The sequence below is a fragment of the Kangsaoukella pontilimi genome, assembly GCF_009830125.1.
GTDB lineage: Bacteria > Pseudomonadota > Alphaproteobacteria > Rhodobacterales > Rhodobacteraceae > Kangsaoukella > Kangsaoukella pontilimi.
In genome coordinates this window covers 19,481-36,486 of record NZ_WUPT01000004.1, presented here as the reverse complement: position 1 = coordinate 36,486, position 17,006 = coordinate 19,481, and the positions used below count along the sequence as shown (strand labels likewise).

The window sequence follows — 17,006 nt, the reverse complement described above, 5'->3', positions numbered from 1 at the left end:
AGGGTAGTGCGCCAACCCGTCCGGATCAATCAGCTTGCGACACCCCGTCACGTATCCGATAACGCGGGCTTGAAAGGATCAACGGCCATGGATGAAGACCGCAAACGGAAACTGGCGCGCCAGTTCATCGAAAGCATCCCTCATGCGCGGGCGCTCGGCATGGAGCTGACCGAGATCGGGGACGGCGAAGCGGTTATCACCATGCCCTATGACACGCGCTTCGTGGGCGATCCGTCGACCGGCGTGATCCACGGCGGTGCGGTATCGACGCTGATGGATACCTGCGGCGGCGCCGCCGTGGTCAGCCATCCTGCGGCACATGCAGGCACCGCGACGATTGATCTCCGCATCGACTACATGCGCGCGGCCACGCCCGGCCAGCGGATCACGGCGCGGGCGACCTGCTATCACGTCACGCGGAACGTCGCCTTCGTGCGGGCCGTCGCCATGGACGAGGACGAGGCCAAGCCGGTCGCCACCGCCACCGGCGCCTTTACGGTCGAGAACCCGGGGAGGGGAAAATGAACCGATCCCGCCCAGAGCCTGTTCAGGTCGTCAAAGAGCGGCGCGACCGTGCGCTTGCCGCTCTCGCTGGCAGCATTCCCTACGCGCAGTTTCTCGGCATTGAGTTCGAGCGGATGGGCGACGAGGTGACCGCCAAGCTGCGCTTCGACGAAAAGCTTATCGGCAATCCTCTTCTACCAGCCCTCCACGGCGGGGCGACAGCTGCGTTTCTCGAGACGACGGCGATCGTCGAACTGGCCTGGCAGAAGCTGTGGCACGACATCGAAAGCGGCCGGCTCGATGCCGAGACGCTGACTCCCGATACCCTGCCGCGCATGCCCAAGACCATTGACTTCACGGTGGATTACCTGCGCTCGGGTCTGCCACGCGACGCCTACGCGCGGGCGCGCGTCAACCGGTCTGGGCGGCGCTACGCCAGCGTCCATGTCGAGGCGTGGCAGGACAACCGCAGCCGGCTTTACGCACAGGCGACCGGGCATTTCCTGCTGCCAAGCGGCGACGAATGAGCGTTGCAACAGAGGCGGCGCCCAAGCCAATAACCCATGCGCGCGTCTGGGCCATCGCCGGGCCCATCGTGATCTCGAACGCCACCATTCCCATCCTGGGAGCGGTGGATACGGGCGTGGTGGGCCAGCTTGGTGATCCCGTCCCGATCGGCGCGGTCGGGATCGGTGCGATCATCCTCTCCGCCGTCTACTGGGTGTTCGGGTTCCTCAGAATGGGAACCGTCGGCCTCACGAGCCAGGCGCTCGGCGCGGGCGACCGGGGCGAGGCAGACGCCCTCTTGTCCCGTGCGCTCCTGATCGGCTTTGCTGGTGGTGCGCTTCTGATCGTCCTGCAATCGCTGATCTTCGCGGGCGGCTTCGCCCTGTCGCCCGCGTCCGACGCAGTCGAGACTCTGGCCCGCGACTATATGGAGATCCGCATCTGGTCGGCACCCGCCGCGATCGCGATCTACGGGATCACCGGCTGGCTGATCGCGGCCGAGCGGACGCGAGCGGTGCTGGTGCTTCAGGTGGCGATGAATGGGGTCAACATCCTGTTAGACCTTGTCTTCGTTCTGGGCTTCGACTGGGGCGTCGAGGGCGTGGCGGTGGCCACCCTTATCGCCGAATGGTCTGGGCTTCTGCTGGGGCTCTGGTTCTGCCGCGACGCGTTCCTCAGACCCTACTGGAACGACATGGTGAGGGTGCTGGACCGCGTGCGGCTCTGGCATATGGCGGCAGTCAACCGGGATATCCTGATCCGCTCGCTCCTGCTGGAAGCGATCTTCGTGTCCTTCCTGTTCTTCGGTGCCGATTTCGGGGACGTGCAGCTTGCCGCCAATCAGGTGCTGCTGCAATTCCTGCATATCGTGGCCTTCGGCCTCGACGGGTTCGCCTTTGCCGCCGAGACGCTGGTCGGCAATGCCATGGGGCGGCGCAGTCCCGAGCGGGTGCGCCGGTCGGCGCTTATGACCTCGGGCTGGGGGCTGGCCGTGGCCTTGGCCTTCGCGGCGGTCATTGCACTGGCCGGAGGCGTTGGCATCGACATCATGACCACGTCCGAACCGGTGCGTGCGGCGGCGCGCGACCTTCTGCCCTGGATGGTCGCCGCGCCGCTCCTGGGGGTCGCGGCTTATATGCTGGACGGTATCTTTATCGGTGCGACGCGGACGCGGGACATGCGGAACATGATGCTGATTTCGGCTGCGATCTATGCCGTAGCCGTCTGGCTTCTGGTGCCGCGCTTCGGCAATGACGGGCTTTGGATGGCGCTTCTGATCTCGCTCGCAGCGCGGGCCGTGTCGCTTGGCCTGCGCTATCCGGCGCTTGAACGGGCGGCAGCGGACTAAAGCCAGTCGTCCACGCCGGTGCCGACCGCGTCCGCGACCGAGTGGAACCCGTCATGCTGCAGGCGCTCGTCCAGCCCCCGCGCAATACGCGCGACCAGCGACAGCCCCCAATAGACCATTGCACTGTATAGCTGCACCGCCGAAGCGCCCGCCCGGATCTTGGCATAAGCCTCGGACGCGGACTCGACGCCACCCACCCCGATCAGCGGGATCGCGCCCCCGGTTTCCCGGTAAAGGCGCGCCAGAACGCGCGTGGACGGACCGAAGAGGGGCCGACCGGACAGGCCGCCGGTCTCGTCACGGTGAGGGCTTGTCAGGCCGGGGCGGGCAAGCGTGGTATTGGTGGCAATGATCGCGTGAACCCCCGCCTTTTGCGCAACGCCGGCGATATCCGCGATCTCGGCATCCGACAGGTCTGGCGCGATCTTGAGGAAGACAGGCACGTCGCCCCTGACCGCCATCACGCCATCAAGGAGCGCGGCAAGCGCATCCGGCCCCTGAAGGTCGCGCAGCTTTTCGGTATTGGGGGACGACACGTTGACGGTGGCGAAGTCCACATGATCTCGCACGCGGACGAGTACCTCGGCAAAGTCTTTGGCGCGGTCGGCGCTGTCCTTGTTCGCGCCAAGGTTCAGGCCCACCGGAATGCCCGCGGGGCGGGCGGCGAGGCGCTCGGCAATCGCCTCGACCCCGTCATTGTTGAAACCAAAACGGTTGATGACCGCGCGATCCTCGCTCAGCCGGAAGAGGCGCGGCTTGGCATTGCCGGGCTGCGGGCGAGGCGTGGCCGCGCCCACTTCGAGAAAGCCGAACCCCGCCTGCATCAGAGGGGCGAGTGCGGTCGCGTTCTTGTCGAAGCCCGCTGCCAGGCCGACCGGGTTCGGCAGTTCCAGGCCAGCAATGTTCGTCTTCAGCACGGGCGATGTGATCGGGCCGGGAGACGGAGCAAACGGCGTATGAAGCGCCTTCAGCGCCAGACCGTGCGCCGTCTCGGAGTCGATGCGCGCAAGAGCGCCGAGGGCCAGCCGCTCGATCATCCGTCGATAAGCCCGCTGAAATCATGAGCGCCGTCTACCAGAGGCAGGTCACGCGACCAGAGAACGTCGCTGGTGCGCAGCGGGCGGTAGAGATGCGGGAAAAGCGCGCCGCCACGCGAAGGCTCCCATTTCAGGGCGTCACCGAGTGGGGCGGGATTGACGGCTAGGAGTTTCAGGCCGTCCTCGCCCGCGAAATGCTTGCCCGCCGTCTCGGCCACCTGTTCCGCGGTCGAGAAGTGGATGAAGCCGTCCGCCAGATCGACGGGTGCGCCGAGGGTTTCGCCCGCCGCTTCCAGATCTGTGAACTCGTCCTGCCTGAAAATCTTGTAGATAAGCGCCATGGCTGCTGATTGGCGCGGCAGGGCGCGTGCGTCAAGGCGATTGACGCGACGACGCGCGAAAGCGGTTTTGACACCGGCCCGTGTTCCGGTCAGTCTTTCGCCAATAGTCATAACCAGCAGGGGGATTCCCAGAATGAAGACGCTTCTCGCAGGAGCAGCGGCATTGGCGCTTTCGACAGGCGTAGCGGCCGCGGATTATTCCATTACCATTCTTCACACGAACGATTTTCACGACCGTTTCGAGCCGATCAGCCGCTTCAACTCGGGCTGTTCCGAAGAAGATAACGCCGCCGGCGAGTGCTTCGGTGGGGCGGCGCGCATGGTCACTGCCATTGCCGATGCCAAGGCGAGAAACGAGAACTGGCTGCTTCTCGATGCGGGCGATCAGTTCCAGGGCACCCTGTTCTTCCAGTATTACAAGGGCGACGTGCAGGCCGAAATCATGAACAAGCTGGGCTTCGACGCCATGGCGGTCGGAAACCACGAGTTCAACAACGGTCCCGAGGGCCTGGCCAGCTTCGTCGAGAAGGTCGAATTCCCGGTGCTGATGTCGAATGCCGACATCTCGATGGAAGCCGCCTTGAGCGGTCTCATCCAGAAATCCGTGGTCATCGAAAAAGCAGGCGAGCGCATCGGCATCGTCGGCGTGACGCCGCGCAACAACGACGAGCTGTCCTCGCCCGGCCCCAACATCATTTTCACCGACCCGTCGCCTGCTATTCAGGCCGAGGTCGACAGGCTTACGGAAGAGGGGATCAACAAGATCATCGTGCTCAGCCATTCCGGCTTTGCCACGGATCTTGTCATCGCGCAGAACACGACGAACGTGGACCTGATCGTGGGTGGTCACACGAACACGTTCCTGTCGAACACGGATGATGGTGCGGATGGTCCGTACCCTGAACGAATGAATGGTGTACCGATCGTTCAGGCCTATGCCTTTGGCAAGTACCTGGGCGAGTTGCAGCTGACCTTCGACGATGGCGGCAACGTGATCGAGGCGGTGGGTGAACCGATCCTGATCGACGCTTCTGTGGCCGAGGATGCCGAGACCAAGGCGCGCATTGCCGAACTGGCTGAGCCGCTCGACGAGATCCGCAACCGCGTGGTCGCGCAGTCGGCGGGCTTCATCGAAGGCGACCGTTCGGTCTGCCGGGTCGAGGAGTGCGCGATGGGCAACCTCGTGGCGGACGCCATGCTGGACCGGGTCAAGGACCTTGGCATCGACATCGCTTTCGCCAACTCGGGCGGCATCCGTTCCTCGATCGACGAGGGCGAGGTGACCATGGGCGAGGTGATGACCGTGCTGCCGTTCCAGAACACGCTGGCCACCTTCTCCGCCTCCGGCCAGACCCTGATCGACGCTCTCGAGAACGGCGTGAGCCAGGTGGAAGAGGTCGCGGGCCGCTTCCCGCAAGTGGCGGGCATGACCTTCACCTGGGACCCGAGCGCCGAGCCGGGCAGCCGGATTGTCAGCGTCGAGGTGGGCGGTCAGCCGATCGACCCGGCGGCGACATATGGTGTGGTGACCAACAACTACGTGCGTAACGGCGGCGACGGTTACGCGATGTTCGCCTCGGCCGAGGATGCCTATGACTTCGGCCCCGATCTTGCCGATGTGCTGGCGGAGTACATGGTCGAGAACGGCCCGGCGGCGCCCGTCGTCGAAGGCCGGATCGTGAAGAAATGACGGTGTCGGACCGGGCTGGCGCCCGGTCCGATCCGCCGGGGGGCTCTGCCCCCCGGACCCCCCGGGATATTTCCGAACAGGCGAAGGTATGTGCGGGCGATTTGCGATAACGCTACCCGATGACGCCATGGCCGCGCTTTTCGATGCGATGCCCTCGAACGACCTGCCTCCCACACCGAATTTCAACGTCTGTCCCACCAATCAGGTGCACGCGGTCACGAGCGACGAAGGAGGTCGGCGGCTGAGGCCGATGCGTTGGGGATTTCTGCCGCATTGGTACAAGACGCCCACCGATGGCCCGCTTCTGATCAACGCGCGGGCCGAGACGATTGCCGAGAAGCCGGCATTTCGTGCGGCGTGCCGGGAGCGGCGCTGCCTGATCCCCGCGACCGGGTTCTATGAATGGACCAAGGACGCGGGTGGCAACCGGTTGCCCTGGTACATCCATCCGTCAGAGGGGGATGTTCTGGCCTTTGCCGGTGTCTGGCAGGTCTGGGAAAAGGGAGACGAGGCATTTGTCACCTGTGCCATAGTCACCACGGCGGCCAACCGCGCCATGTCAGCAATCCATCACCGTATGCCGGTCGTTCTGAACGAAAGTGACTGGCCGCTCTGGCTGGGAGAGGCGGGGAAGGGGGGCGCGACACTGATGACGGCGGCGCCGGAAGATGCTCTGGCCTTTCATCGGGTCGATCCGCGTGTGAATTCGAACCGTGCGTCCGGGCCCGGGCTGATAGAACCTGTCGAGATTTGAACCGCCTAGCGGCGGCGGAGGCGGATCACCACGTCAACCTTGGCGATCTCGGTGCCTTTCGGCGCGTTCGGCAGCCGGCGGATTTCAAGATCGTCCGCAGGCGCGTCGGTCAGGCGACCGTCATCTTCCCAGTAAAAATGCGGGTGATCGTCGGTGCGGGTATCGAAATAGCTTTTCGACCCATCCACGGTCACTTCCTGCACCAGACCGGCCTCGCAGAAGGCGCGGAGCGTGTTGTAGACAGTGGCGAGTGACACGGCCTCGCCAGCGTCCTGGCTGGCAAGATGCAGGCTTTCCGCGGTCACGTGGCGGTTCTTGCCGTCCCCCACCAGAAGTGCGGCCAGCGCCACACGCTGACGCGTGGGCCTCAGCCCCGCCGTCGCGAGCCACTCTTCGCCTGCCTTGTGCTGCGCTGTGTCCATCACCGGTCTCACTTGTCTTTCCTGATATATAGAGGGCACGAAACGGCTGTTTCAATTGGAAATCCCAAAGATCGACGCAATGTCCCGTTCCTGAGTGCTCTTGCGCCACGGTCGCGGGCTTTGATAAGCCGTTCAGAACAGTCCAACAGACAGGAACGGGCGGGCAGATGGCAGATTTTCCAACGAGTTTCGACAAAGAGGGCCTTCTGGCCTGCGCGCGCGGCGAGCTTTTCGGCCCCGGCAACGCGCAGCTTCCCGCGCCGCCCATGCTGATGATGGACCGGATTACCGAGATCAGCGAGGACGGGGGCGCCCATGGCAAGGGGCATGTCGTCGCCGAGTTCGACATCACGCCGGACCTCTGGTTCTTCGAATGCCATTTCCCGGGCAACCCGATCATGCCGGGATGTCTTGGCCTTGACGGTCTCTGGCAGTTGACGGGCTTCAACCTTGGCTGGCGCGGCTGGCAGGGACGGGGCTATGCGCTGGGCGTGGGCGAGGTGAAATTGACCGGCATGGTGCGCCCCGACCGCAAGATGCTGACCTACAAGGTGGATTTCACCAAGGCCGTGCAGACCCGGCGCCTGACCATGGGCGTCGCCGACGGCATCGTCGAGGCCGATGGCGACGTGATCTATCAGGTCAAGGATATGAAAGTGGCGCTCAGCGAGAGCTGAGGGACCACCATGTCTCTCGCCGAACGTGCGCTGCGTATCAACGGATCGATACCCGATCTGGTGGTCGATGTGGTCATGTATGAAACAGCCGAGGGCGGGAGGCGGCTCGCGATGCGCTTCCCGGCTGGGGCTGTCCCGGTATGGCCGACCCAGAGGCCCGCCTCGCATTTGACGCCTGGCCGATCCTCTTCGACGAGCCGCTCCGACCGGGGGATAGGCGGCAACTGGGCTTCGTATTCCTGACAGAAGAGGGCGCACGAACCATGCAGAGCGCCGGGCGTTTCTTTCTGTGGGAAGGCAGGATCATAGGACAGGCCAGCGTGGTCGAGAGGTAGGGCAAGCGTTTTTCACTTGAAGGCCCGCCCGTGCTAATTGCTTGCCCCCGGCGCGCCCCATGTCCTACACGAGACGACGAAGAACCAAGGGAGTGCGCTTATGCGTCGCGTCGTCATCACCGGGATCGGGATCGTCTGTCCTATCGGCAACAACGCCGCCGAGGTCGAAGCCAGCCTTCGGGCGGGCCGCTCGGGTATCACCTTTCAGCAGGATTACGCAGATCACGGGTTCCGCAGTCAGGTCGCGGGTGTGCCGGATATCGTTCTTGAGGATCATATCGACAAGCGCCAGCTGCGTTTCATGGGGCCGACGGCGGCCTATGCCTATCTGTCGATGGAACAGGCGATCGCCGACAGCGGGCTGGAGGAAAGCGACGTCTCGAACGTGAAGACAGGTCTGATCGCAGGGTCCGGCGGACCGTCGACCTCCAATTTCTTCTCGGCGCATAACACCGTCATCGAGAAGGGCAGCCCCAAGCGCATGGGACCGTTCATGGTGACGCGCTGCATGTCCTCCACCGTTTCGGCCTGTCTTGCGACGCCGTTCAAGATCAAGGGGCTCAACTATTCGATCACTTCGGCTTGCTCGACGACGCTGCATTGCATCGGGAACGGGACCGAGCAGATCCAGATGGGCAAGCAGGACATCGTCTTCGCCGGGGGCGGCGAGGAAGTGGACTGGACACTTTCATGCCTCTTCGACGCGATGGGCGCGATGAGTTCGAAATATAACGACACTCCGACCGAAGCCGCGCGGGCCTATGACGCCACGCGGGACGGCTTCGTGATCGGCGGCGGCGGCGGCATGGTTGTGCTGGAAGAACTGGAGCACGCCAAGGCACGGGGCGCCAAGATCTATGCCGAAGTCACGGGCTACGGTGCGACGTCGGATGGCTATGACATGGTGGCGCCTTCCGGAGAGGGCGGCGAGCGGTCCATGCGGCTGGCCATCGAGACACTTGGCGACCGGTCAGTCGACTACATCAATGCGCACGGCACCTCGACGCCTGTGGGCGACGTGACCGAGATGGAAGCGATCCGCCGCGTCTTTGGCGACGACCATCCGCCGGTTTCGGCAACCAAGTCGATGACGGGGCACTCGCTGGGGGCTGCTGGCGTGCATGAGGCGATTTATTCGATCCTGATGATGCAGGGCGGGTTCATCGCGCCTTCGATCAACGTCAAGACGCTCGATCCCGCGCTTCGCCCGGAAGAGGTCGTGACCGAGACGCGGGACGCGGACCTCGACACGGTTCTGTCGAACTCCTTCGGCTTCGGCGGGACCAACGCCACGGTCGCCATGAGCAAATATCACGGGTGACACCATGGCCGGTTTGATGGAAGGAAAGCGTGGACTGGTGATGGGGGTGGCGAATGACCACTCCATCGCCTGGGGCATCGCCAAGGCACTGGCCGCGGAAGGCGCGGAACTGGCTTTCACCTATCAGGGCGAAGCATTCGGCAAGCGGGTCGAGCCTCTGGCGGAAAGCGTAGGCAGCGATATTCTGATCGATGTCGACGTGACCGATGATGCGTCCATCGATGCGGCTTTTCAGGTGATATCGGAGCGTTGGGGCGGACTGGATTTCGTCGTTCATTCGATCGCCTATTCCGACAAGGGCGAATTGACCGGGCGCTTCATCAATACGAGCCGCGAGAACTTTCGGAATTCTCTGACGATCTCGTGTTATTCGCTGATCGACGTGGCGCGGCGCGCGCGGCCTCTGATGAAGAACGGCGGCTCCATCGTGACGCTGACCTATCTCGGCTCGAACCGGGTGCAGCCGAATTACAATGTCATGGGGGTGGCCAAGGCGGCGCTGGAATCGACCGTTCGCTACCTGGCCAACGATCTGGGTCCCGAGAATATCCGTGTAAATGCGATCAGCCCCGGGCCCATGAAAACGCTGGCCGGTGCGGCCATCGGCGGCGCGCGGAAGACCTTCAAGACGACCGAAGCCAACGCGCCCCTGCGCCGCAACGCGTCACTTGAGGAAGTGGGCGGCACGGCGGTGTATCTGCTGTCGGATTATGGCGGTGCGACCTCGGGCGAGATCATCCGGGTCGATGGCGGCTATCACATTCTGGGCATGATGCAGGCCGAGAACCTCTGAGGTTTTTGCGCCCGGCTCTGCCGGTCGCGCTGGGCTTTTCGGACGCTGACGCGTCCGATCCGGGCGAGAGGGGCGCTGCCCCCCTCGCGCTACCCCCGGGATATTTTCGAACAGGCGAAGTGACAGAGGGCTCAGTCGCGGGGCGCGGCGGCGCGGGCGAGCCTGTCGTTGATAGCGCGGCCGAGACCATGATCGGGTATCGGGGCGACGGCAATTGGTCGGCCCGTGGAGTCGGCCTCGTGGAGTAAGGCGAAGAGGTTGGCGGCGGCCTTCTGCAGGTCGCCGTGGTCGGACAGAGTGAGATCGCCCCGGACAGGGCCGAACCCGATCAGAAGCTCGTCCCCCGCCGCCTCCGTGGCATTCAGCCGGACCGTGGCGGCTGGCGCGTAATGGGACGCGAGTTGGCCGGGCGCGCTGGGCCGGGCCGTGGGTACCGGCTTTGCGAGAGGGCGGCCAAGGCAGGCCTCGATCTCTTCCGCCGGGATGCCGCCCGCACGGAGGAGCGTCGGCGAGGGGGAAAGGGCGACGATGGTCGATTCGAGGCCGACCGAGGTCGGGCCGCCATCGAGGACGGCGTCGATGCGGCCTGCGAGCCCGGCCAGCACATGGGCTGCCGATGTCGGCGAGATGCGGCCTGACGGGTTCGCCGATGGCGCCGCGACCGGGCCGCCGAACGCCTTGAGAAGCGCTGTGGCCACCGGATGATCCGGCACACGCACCGCGACGCTGTCCCCGCCCGCGGTCACAAGAGACGAGATGCCCGCGTCCGGGCAGATTGGCAGAACGAGCGTCAGTGCGCCCGGCCAGAAGGCCGCGGCCAGACGTTCGGCATCTGGCGACATCCGCGCCAGATCGCGCACCCTGGCGGGGTCGGAGACGTGGACGATCAGCGGATTGAAGGAGGGGCGCGCCTTGGCCTCGAAGATGCGGGCCACAGCAACGCCGTTCCGCGCATCGGCGCCCAGCCCGTAGACCGTTTCGGTCGGGAAGGCGACGAGCCCGCCCTGGGCCAGCGTCTCTGCCGCCCGTGCAATGCCATTTGCATCGGATTTCAGGCGTTTCGTTGTATCCTCGGACATAGGCGCGATCCGTGACGTGGCGTCTTTGTTGCGCCGCCGGGGCGGCTGGGTTTTGGGTCTAGAGGTTGTCACTGTCGCTTAGCCCCGCCATGGAGCGGGGACAAGGGATCGCTGGAGCCTGAAAATGCCTTACGTTTCGCCTGTATCGGAAATCTCGTTCATTCTCGAACATGTCGCGGGTTTCGCATCCCTGCGCGACACCGAGCGGTTTGCCGAGGCGACACCTGACCTGACCGAAGCCGTGCTGACCGAGGCGGGCCGCTTCTGCGACGGGGTCATGGCACCGCTCAACCGGCAGGGTGATCTGACCCCGGCACGGCTTGAGAACGGTGTGGTGCGCGTCTCGCCGGGCTTTGAAGAAGCGTATCATGCGATGGTCGAAGGCGGCTGGATCGGGGTGTCTTCGTCGGCGGAGTTCGGCGGGATGGGCCTGCCTTTCGCCATGGCGACGGCGATCAACGACATGATGACAGGGGCCTGCATGGCGCTGCAACTGAACCCGCTGCTGACCCAGGGCCAGATCGAGGCGCTCGAGGCCCATGCCTCTGATGCGATCAAGGACGTGTACCTGCCGAAACTGGTGTCCGGCGAGTGGAGCGGTACGATGAACCTGACCGAGCCGCAGGCGGGCAGCGATGTGGGCGCGCTTCGCACCAAGGCCGAGCCGCAGGATGACGGTACCTACAAGATCACAGGTCAGAAGATCTACATCACCTGGGGCGATCACGAGATGGCGTCGAATATCAGCCACCTCGTGCTGGCGCGGCTCCCCGATGCGGTGCCGGGCACCAAGGGGATCAGCCTGTTTATCGTGCCGAAGTTCATCCCTGACGAGAACGGAGAGCCGGGGCAGCGCAACAGCCTGCGCGTTGTCAGCCTCGAACACAAGTTGGGCATCCACGGCTCGCCGACGGCGGTCATGGAATATGACGGCGCGACCGGCTGGCTGGTGGGTGAGCCCAACGGCGGTATGGCGGCGATGTTCACGATGATGAACAACGCCCGTATCGGAACGGCAAGCCAAGGCGCCGGGATCGCCGAGGCCGCGTTCCAGCACGCGGCGGCTTATGCGCGCGAGCGGAAACAGGGCCGGGCCGGCGGCACAGGGGCCATCATCGAACATGCCGATGTCCGGCGGATGCTGACGGCCATGAAGGCCGACACCTTCGTTGCGCGCTCTGTCGTCCTGTCCGCCGCCGTCGCCGTCGACATGGCGAAGGCGACGGGCGATGCCGACTGGTCGGCGCGGGCGGCGCTCTTGACGCCGATCGCCAAGGGCTTTGCGACCGACACCGGGATCGCGGTCGCCAACGAGGGCATCCAGATCCACGGCGGCATGGGCTATGTCGAGGAAACCGGTGCAGCGCAGTTCCTGCGCGATGCGCGCATCACCTCGATCTATGAAGGCACGAACGGAATTCAGGCGATGGACCTTGTCGCCCGCAAGATGATGGATGGCGGCGAGGCGGCCTATCGGCTTCTGGACGAAGTCGAGGCGCTGGCGGAAGAGGCCCGTGGCCGGCACCCGCAGCTTGCCGAGGCTGTCTGGGGCGCGGCGGAAACCCTCCGTGAGGCGACCGAGTGGCTGGTGTCCGCCGATCTGGAAGACCGGTTTCCGGGCGCGGTGCCCTATGCCAAGGCTTTTGCGCGCGTTCTGGGCGGGCACTTCCACTTGAAGGCTGCGATGACCGAAGACGCGCCGGGTCCCCGGACAGCGCTGGCGCAGTTCTACGTCACGCGGCTTCTGCCCGAGCATGGCGCGCTTCTGAGCCAGGCGCGGATCGGCTCGGCAGGTCTCTTCGATCTGACGGTGGAAGACCTCGTCGCGTGATGGACGGCGGGCCGAGAGAGATCCGCTATCCGTTCCCCGACACGCCCGATCCGGGCGAGGCCGTGCCTGTGGCCGAGGGCGTCCTCTGGCTCAGGTTCCCGCTTCCAATGGCGCTGGACCATGTCAATATCTACGCGCTGGACGAGGGCGACGGCTGGACGCTGATCGACACCGGCTTCGACAGCCGTAAATCGCGGGACATATGGCAGACGGCGCTCGATGGGCCGCTCCGGGGCAAACCCATTAAGCGCGTTGTCCTTACCCATCATCATCCCGACCATGTGGGCCTTGCAGGCTGGTTTGCGAGTGAGCATGGCGCCGAGCTGCTCGCCAGCCGTGTCGCATGGCTGACCGCGCGAATGCTGACGCTGGATGAGCAGACGCGCCCGACCCCGGAGACCGAGCGCTTCTGGCGGCGGGCCGGAATGCCGGACGACCTGTTGCAGAAGCGGCTGTCAGAGCGGCCTTTCAACTTCGCGGACGCTGTCGCACCGATCCCGCTTGGATACGATCGGCTGGAAGACGGCCGCACGATCCGTCTCGGCGGTCGCGACTGGACCATCCGCTTCGGTCAGGGTCATGCGCCGGACCACGCCACCTTCTGGTCTCATGACGGCGAGGTTGTGTTGGGCGGTGATCAGCTCTTGCCCTCGATCTCGCCCAATCTCGGCGTTTACGCGACAGAGCCCGAGGCCGACCCGGTCGCAGAATGGCTGGCATCGATTGAGGTCTTCCGCCCCCATGCCACGACGGAACATCTTGTCCTGCCGGGGCACAAGCTGCCCTATCGCGGTCTTCCCTCTCGTCTGGATCAACTGGCCGAGAATCACCACGGTGCGCTCGCCCGTCTCCGCGCGCATCTGTCCGAGCCGCGCACGGCGGCCGATTGCTTCGATCCGCTTTTCCGGCGCCGGATCGGCGCGGGGGAGTACGGCCTTGCCCTTGTCGAGGCGGTGGCACATTGCAATCACCTCTGGCACGCTGGCGAGGTCGAGCGCCGTGACGACGCAGACGGCGCCCGACGCTTCTGGATGAAGGACGGGCAGAATGGATGACGAGATCAGAACGACAGCGGAATACGCCGAGGCCGCTGCGATGCGTCCGGGGCGCGCGGTTCATGCCGACCCCGAGACCGGCCTGACACCCGAGCAGGAGCCGCTGCCGGAAGCGGTGCAAAAGAAGCCCTTTGAAAAGAAAAGCCCTGCCGAATGGGCCTATGAGCGGCTGATCCTCTATATCAAGGGCTTCGAGAAGACGCTGGATAACGAGCACGAAGTCGCCATGGGCTTTACCGATACAGGGGCAGGCGTGCTGAAGATCGAGGGGCTGGGCTATTTCGACCCCGACCTTGTGACCTTCTATGGCACCGATGGCACTGGCGCGCGGGTGCAGCTTGTCCAGCATGTAAGCCAGTTGAACGTTCTTCTTCGCGCGACGAAGAAGCCGGACGAGACCGCTGCGCCGCGCCGTATCGGCTTCGAGCTGGCCAAAGGGCTGGACGAGGCGTGACCCTCGGGAGATGCGGCAAGACGCCCGTCATTGCCCCCGTGACAGCCGCCGCGACTTGGGGTAGCACGGGCGAAAATCGGAACCGGAGACTGTCATGGCCGAATATCGCCCGGGCGAAATGAACATCGAAGAACAGGAAAAGACGTTCGCAGGTTTCATGCGCTGGTCGAAGAACGTCGCAATCGTTGCCATCTGCATTCTGATTTTCCTGGCGATCTTCAACTCCTGACGTGATGGGCGCCTTGCGGAATAGGCACGCGGCCTGTTCCCTTGCCCTGTTACTATTCCTGTCGGCCTGTGGCGGCCCGGCGGAGCCTGTCTGGGCGCCGGACGATGCCGTCGCACGAGCGCGCTACGTGCATGACGCGCCGCCGTCCGTCACGCTCTTCACGGTGGTCAGCACGCGGAACGGCTCTGGCGGGCATTCCGGACTTCTGATCAACGGCGACGAACGCATTCTTTTCGATCCGGCAGGCACCTTTCGCCTACCCTTCGCGCCCGAGCGGAACGACGTACACTTCGGCATGACCAAGCGCGCGGTCGACGTCTATATCGACTACCACGCGCGCGAGACCTTCGATGTCGTGGTGCAAGAGGCCCCCGTTACGCTCGATCAGGCGCGTCGCCTGACCGCACTGGTCAAGGACTATGGCGCGGTGCCAAAGGCGCAGTGCTCGCTATCCATAGCTCGTATCCTGCAAGACGTTCCGGGCTTCGAAGGGGTGCGGACCACCTATTTCCCTAACAGCCTCTCAGAGCAGTTCGGCGAGGCCACGGGTGCGACGCGGCGCGTTATCAGCGACGATGACGCGGACAAGAACCATAATGTCCTGATGGTTGCGTCCCAGAGCCGACCTCAGGGCTAAAGCACCATATTCAGCGCGGTCAGCGTCAGAGCGCCTGAAGCGACGCCCAAAAGGACGTTCTTCCGCCACCATGCGATCGCGAAGGTCGCAACTGCTGCAGCAAGTCCCGCAGGATCGGTCTGTCCGCCGTTCATCGCGGGCCACAGTACCAGCGGCGCAACGAGGCCTGGCAAAACTGCGACGGGCGTGTAGCGAAGATGGCGAAGCAGCCATTCAGGCAGTTGCCGCGCCCCGATCAGTCCGAGGAAGGAAAAACGGATCAGGTAGGTGCCGAGGCCGAGGGCAACGATGATCCACCAGATGGTCGCGTCCGAATACGTCATGCTCCGCCTCTTCGCCGTTCCACTTCTGCGCCGACGAGCATGGCGGCGAAGGCCGCCACCAGAAGCCCGACCCCCGACGGCAAACCTGCGGCCAGAAGCGCGACGATTACCGATGTTGCCGCGGCCGCCAGATGTGCCAGCGAACGCACCATCGGCGCCACCATGGCAAGGAACATGATCGGCATGGCGAATTCCAGCCCGACGCTGTCCGGGATCAGCGCGCCGCCGACGGCACCCGCATAGGTCGCCGCGCACCAGCCGGGAATGATCGTGGTCGCCGCGCCAAGAAAATACGCCACCTTCTGCATCGGCGTCATGTCCGGCGCGCGCTCGTATTCCAGCATCGACATCGCGTAGGTCTGATCGAAATTCGTGTATCCGACGAGCGCGCGGGCCCAGAACGGGGCAGCGCCCACATGGGGCTGCAGGCTGGCCGAGTACATCGCCATGCGCAGGTTCACCGCAAGCGACGCCGCAAGCACCGTCCACACGGGCGCGTTCTCGGACATGAGTTGCACCGCGGTGAATTGCGACGCCCCCGCGATGACGACGAAGGTCATGCCCATCGTCTGTACAAGGTCGAGCCCCGCCTCCGTCGCGACCACACCGAAGAGGACGCCAAAAGGGAAGACGACCAGAAGAAACGGCAGGGCGGCGGCCATACCGGCACGAAAACGCGAATTTGAGGTGGTGGCTGGCATGTCGTCGATCTAGTCTTTTGCGGTGCCGATACCTGAGACGAGGGAGCAGGGCAAATCATGCTTCGTGATGGCCCCCATTTATATCTGATCGCGCCCGACCCCGAGAGGCAGGGCCTGACCCGGCGCGTGTCCGGCATCGACGAGAACGGCACCGCCTCCGAGATCGCTGTGGTCGAGGAGCGTCCGCTCACGATTTTCCTGAACGGACAGGAGATCGTCACCGCGATGACCATCGGGGATTACCCCGAATATCTCGCGCTTGGCTTTCTCAAGAACCAGGGAATGCTGGCACCCGGTGAGGCCGTAACCGGCATCGACTATGACGACGAACTCGAAACCGTCGTCGTGCGCACCGACGGCACTACCACCTATGAAGAAAAGCTCAGGAAGAAGACCCGCACCAGCGGCTGCGCCGTGGGCACCGTCTTTGGCGACATGATGGAAGGGCTCGAGGCGCTGACGCTCCCCAAATCCGAGGTCCGCACGTCTTGGCTTTATGCGTTGTCCAACATCATCAACCGTACGCCCTCGCTTTATCTTGAGGCAGGAGCGATCCACGGCACGGTGCTCTGTCAGGAAGACCGCCCACTTGTCTACATGGAGGACGTCGGCCGTCACAACGCAGTCGACAAGATTGCCGGCTGGATGGTCTCCGAGGGCGTGAGCGGTGCGGACAAGATTCTCTACACCACCGGGCGGCTGACCTCGGAGATGGTCATCAAATGCGCCCATATGGGCATTCCCGTACTGGCCTCCCGCTCGGGATTTACCGCATGGGGCGTCGATATCGCGCAGCAGGTGGGGCTGACCCTGATCGGGCGCATGCGGGGACGGCGCTTTCACTGCCTGTCCGGTGAAGAGCGGCTGATCCGTGACGCGGACCCTTCCGCCGCCGCGGATGAGGACCGGCGCCATCGCCGCAAGGGGGCCGAGGCATGATCGGTACGGCGTCATCCCGGGGCCACCGC

21 protein-coding genes are annotated in these 17,006 nt (G+C 64.4%); 15 read left to right on the top strand and 6 right to left on the bottom strand.

Going from position 1 to position 17,006, the window contains the following annotated elements; genetic code table 11:
* Positions 1 to 87 precede the first annotated feature (87 nt).
* Genes GQ651_RS17305 through GQ651_RS17295 form a run of 3 tightly spaced genes read left to right on the top strand, consistent with a single transcriptional unit; the run spans position 88 to position 2,359 of the window.
* Positions 88 to 525 carry a PaaI family thioesterase gene (locus tag GQ651_RS17305; protein WP_160765539.1) on the top strand — a complete coding sequence of 146 codons (438 nt, stop codon included), beginning with the start codon at positions 88 to 90 and terminating at the stop codon, positions 523 to 525.
* Positions 522 to 1,031 carry a PaaI family thioesterase gene (locus GQ651_RS17300; RefSeq protein WP_160765538.1) on the top strand — a complete coding sequence of 170 codons (510 nt, stop codon included), beginning with the start codon at positions 522 to 524 and terminating at the stop codon, positions 1,029 to 1,031. The genes GQ651_RS17305 and GQ651_RS17300 overlap by 4 nt, the downstream gene beginning before the upstream one ends.
* Positions 1,028 to 2,359: an MATE family efflux transporter gene (locus tag GQ651_RS17295; protein WP_160765537.1), complete on the top strand. Its 1,332-nt coding sequence runs from the start codon at positions 1,028 to 1,030 to the stop codon at positions 2,357 to 2,359. The genes GQ651_RS17300 and GQ651_RS17295 overlap by 4 nt, the downstream gene beginning before the upstream one ends.
* On the opposite strand, the gene GQ651_RS17290 is transcribed toward GQ651_RS17295, so the two are convergent.
* Both GQ651_RS17290 and GQ651_RS17285 read right to left on the bottom strand, forming a co-directional pair.
* Positions 2,356 to 3,396 (bottom strand): quinone-dependent dihydroorotate dehydrogenase, encoded by a 1,041-nt coding sequence (locus GQ651_RS17290; protein WP_160765536.1) that lies wholly within the window; start codon positions 3,394 to 3,396, stop codon positions 2,356 to 2,358. The two genes, GQ651_RS17295 and GQ651_RS17290, sit on opposite strands and share 4 nt — an antisense overlap.
* On the bottom strand, positions 3,393 to 3,737 hold the full coding sequence (locus GQ651_RS17285) for a DUF952 domain-containing protein (RefSeq protein ID WP_160765535.1): 345 nt from the start codon (positions 3,735 to 3,737) through the stop codon (positions 3,393 to 3,395). The genes GQ651_RS17290 and GQ651_RS17285 overlap by 4 nt, the downstream gene beginning before the upstream one ends.
* 133 nt (positions 3,738 to 3,870) lie before the next feature.
* Between GQ651_RS17285 and GQ651_RS17280 the strand changes: the two genes are divergently transcribed.
* Together GQ651_RS17280 and GQ651_RS17275 are read left to right on the top strand one after the other, a co-directional pair.
* Positions 3,871 to 5,427 (top strand): bifunctional metallophosphatase/5'-nucleotidase, encoded by a 1,557-nt coding sequence (locus GQ651_RS17280; RefSeq protein ID WP_160765534.1) that lies wholly within the window; start codon positions 3,871 to 3,873, stop codon positions 5,425 to 5,427.
* A gap of 88 nt (positions 5,428 to 5,515) precedes the next feature.
* Positions 5,516 to 6,181 (top strand): SOS response-associated peptidase, encoded by a 666-nt coding sequence (locus GQ651_RS17275; RefSeq protein ID WP_160765533.1) that lies wholly within the window; start codon positions 5,516 to 5,518, stop codon positions 6,179 to 6,181.
* Positions 6,182 to 6,186: 5 nt separating this feature from the next.
* Here the strand turns inward: GQ651_RS17275 and irrA are convergent, their stop codons facing one another.
* Positions 6,187 to 6,603 (bottom strand): iron response transcriptional regulator IrrA, encoded by a 417-nt coding sequence (irrA, locus tag GQ651_RS17270; protein WP_160765532.1) that lies wholly within the window; start codon positions 6,601 to 6,603, stop codon positions 6,187 to 6,189.
* A gap of 167 nt (positions 6,604 to 6,770) precedes the next feature.
* On the opposite strand from irrA, the gene fabA reads away from it, so the two are divergent.
* The 4 genes from fabA to GQ651_RS17250 all read left to right on the top strand — a co-directional run bounded on the left by fabA (position 6,771) and on the right by GQ651_RS17250 (position 9,729).
* Positions 6,771 to 7,280 carry a bifunctional 3-hydroxydecanoyl-ACP dehydratase/trans-2-decenoyl-ACP isomerase gene (gene fabA / locus GQ651_RS17265; RefSeq protein ID WP_160765531.1) on the top strand — a complete coding sequence of 170 codons (510 nt, stop codon included), beginning with the start codon at positions 6,771 to 6,773 and terminating at the stop codon, positions 7,278 to 7,280.
* 140 nt (positions 7,281 to 7,420) lie between these two features.
* Positions 7,421 to 7,615 (top strand): hypothetical protein, encoded by a 195-nt coding sequence (locus GQ651_RS17260; protein ID WP_227258347.1) that lies wholly within the window; start codon positions 7,421 to 7,423, stop codon positions 7,613 to 7,615.
* Between the two features lie 100 nt (positions 7,616 to 7,715).
* Positions 7,716 to 8,936, top strand: coding sequence for a beta-ketoacyl-ACP synthase I (gene fabB, locus GQ651_RS17255; RefSeq protein ID WP_160765530.1), 1,221 nt, complete (start codon positions 7,716 to 7,718; stop codon positions 8,934 to 8,936).
* A 4-nt stretch (positions 8,937 to 8,940) separates the two neighbouring features.
* Positions 8,941 to 9,729 (top strand): enoyl-ACP reductase FabI, encoded by a 789-nt coding sequence (locus tag GQ651_RS17250; RefSeq protein ID WP_160765529.1) that lies wholly within the window; start codon positions 8,941 to 8,943, stop codon positions 9,727 to 9,729.
* Between the two features lie 131 nt (positions 9,730 to 9,860).
* On the opposite strand, the gene GQ651_RS17245 is transcribed toward GQ651_RS17250, so the two are convergent.
* On the bottom strand, positions 9,861 to 10,808 hold the full coding sequence (locus GQ651_RS17245; RefSeq protein ID WP_160765528.1) for an L-threonylcarbamoyladenylate synthase: 948 nt from the start codon (positions 10,806 to 10,808) through the stop codon (positions 9,861 to 9,863).
* Positions 10,809 to 10,932: 124 nt separating this feature from the next.
* On the opposite strand from GQ651_RS17245, the gene GQ651_RS17240 reads away from it, so the two are divergent.
* From GQ651_RS17240 to GQ651_RS17220, 5 genes are all read left to right on the top strand, one after another.
* A complete protein-coding gene (locus tag GQ651_RS17240; protein ID WP_160765527.1) occupies positions 10,933 to 12,639 on the top strand; it encodes an acyl-CoA dehydrogenase in 1,707 nt (568 codons plus the stop codon).
* Complete coding sequence (locus GQ651_RS17235; protein ID WP_160765630.1) at positions 12,639 to 13,694, top strand: MBL fold metallo-hydrolase; 1,056 nt, start codon at positions 12,639 to 12,641, stop codon at positions 13,692 to 13,694. Before GQ651_RS17240 ends, GQ651_RS17235 begins: the two co-directional genes overlap by 1 nt.
* On the top strand, positions 13,687 to 14,148 hold the full coding sequence (locus GQ651_RS17230; protein ID WP_160765526.1) for a DUF6173 family protein: 462 nt from the start codon (positions 13,687 to 13,689) through the stop codon (positions 14,146 to 14,148). The genes GQ651_RS17235 and GQ651_RS17230 overlap by 8 nt, the downstream gene beginning before the upstream one ends.
* A 94-nt stretch (positions 14,149 to 14,242) precedes the next feature.
* The gene (locus tag GQ651_RS17225) at positions 14,243 to 14,377 is read left to right on the top strand and encodes an aa3-type cytochrome c oxidase subunit IV (RefSeq protein WP_160765525.1); all 135 of its coding nucleotides are present in this window, start codon (positions 14,243 to 14,245) and stop codon (positions 14,375 to 14,377) included.
* Positions 14,378 to 14,381: 4 nt separating this feature from the next.
* Positions 14,382 to 15,014, top strand: a complete 633-nt coding sequence (locus tag GQ651_RS17220; protein WP_160765524.1) for a hypothetical protein — start codon at positions 14,382 to 14,384, stop codon at positions 15,012 to 15,014.
* Here the strand turns inward: GQ651_RS17220 and GQ651_RS17215 are convergent.
* Together GQ651_RS17215 and GQ651_RS17210 are read right to left on the bottom strand one after the other, a co-directional pair.
* Entirely contained in the window at positions 15,011 to 15,337 is a 327-nt protein-coding gene (locus GQ651_RS17215; protein ID WP_160765523.1) for an AzlD domain-containing protein, read from the bottom strand. The two genes, GQ651_RS17220 and GQ651_RS17215, sit on opposite strands and share 4 nt — an antisense overlap.
* Positions 15,334 to 15,999: an AzlC family ABC transporter permease gene (locus GQ651_RS17210; protein WP_227258346.1), complete on the bottom strand. Its 666-nt coding sequence runs from the start codon at positions 15,997 to 15,999 to the stop codon at positions 15,334 to 15,336. Before GQ651_RS17210 ends, GQ651_RS17215 begins: the two co-directional genes overlap by 4 nt.
* 96 nt (positions 16,000 to 16,095) lie before the next feature.
* Between GQ651_RS17210 and fdhD the strand changes: the two genes are divergently transcribed.
* Positions 16,096 to 16,977 carry a formate dehydrogenase accessory sulfurtransferase FdhD gene (fdhD, locus tag GQ651_RS17205; protein WP_160765521.1) on the top strand — a complete coding sequence of 294 codons (882 nt, stop codon included), beginning with the start codon at positions 16,096 to 16,098 and terminating at the stop codon, positions 16,975 to 16,977.
* Positions 16,978 to 17,006: the final 29 nt, after the last annotated feature.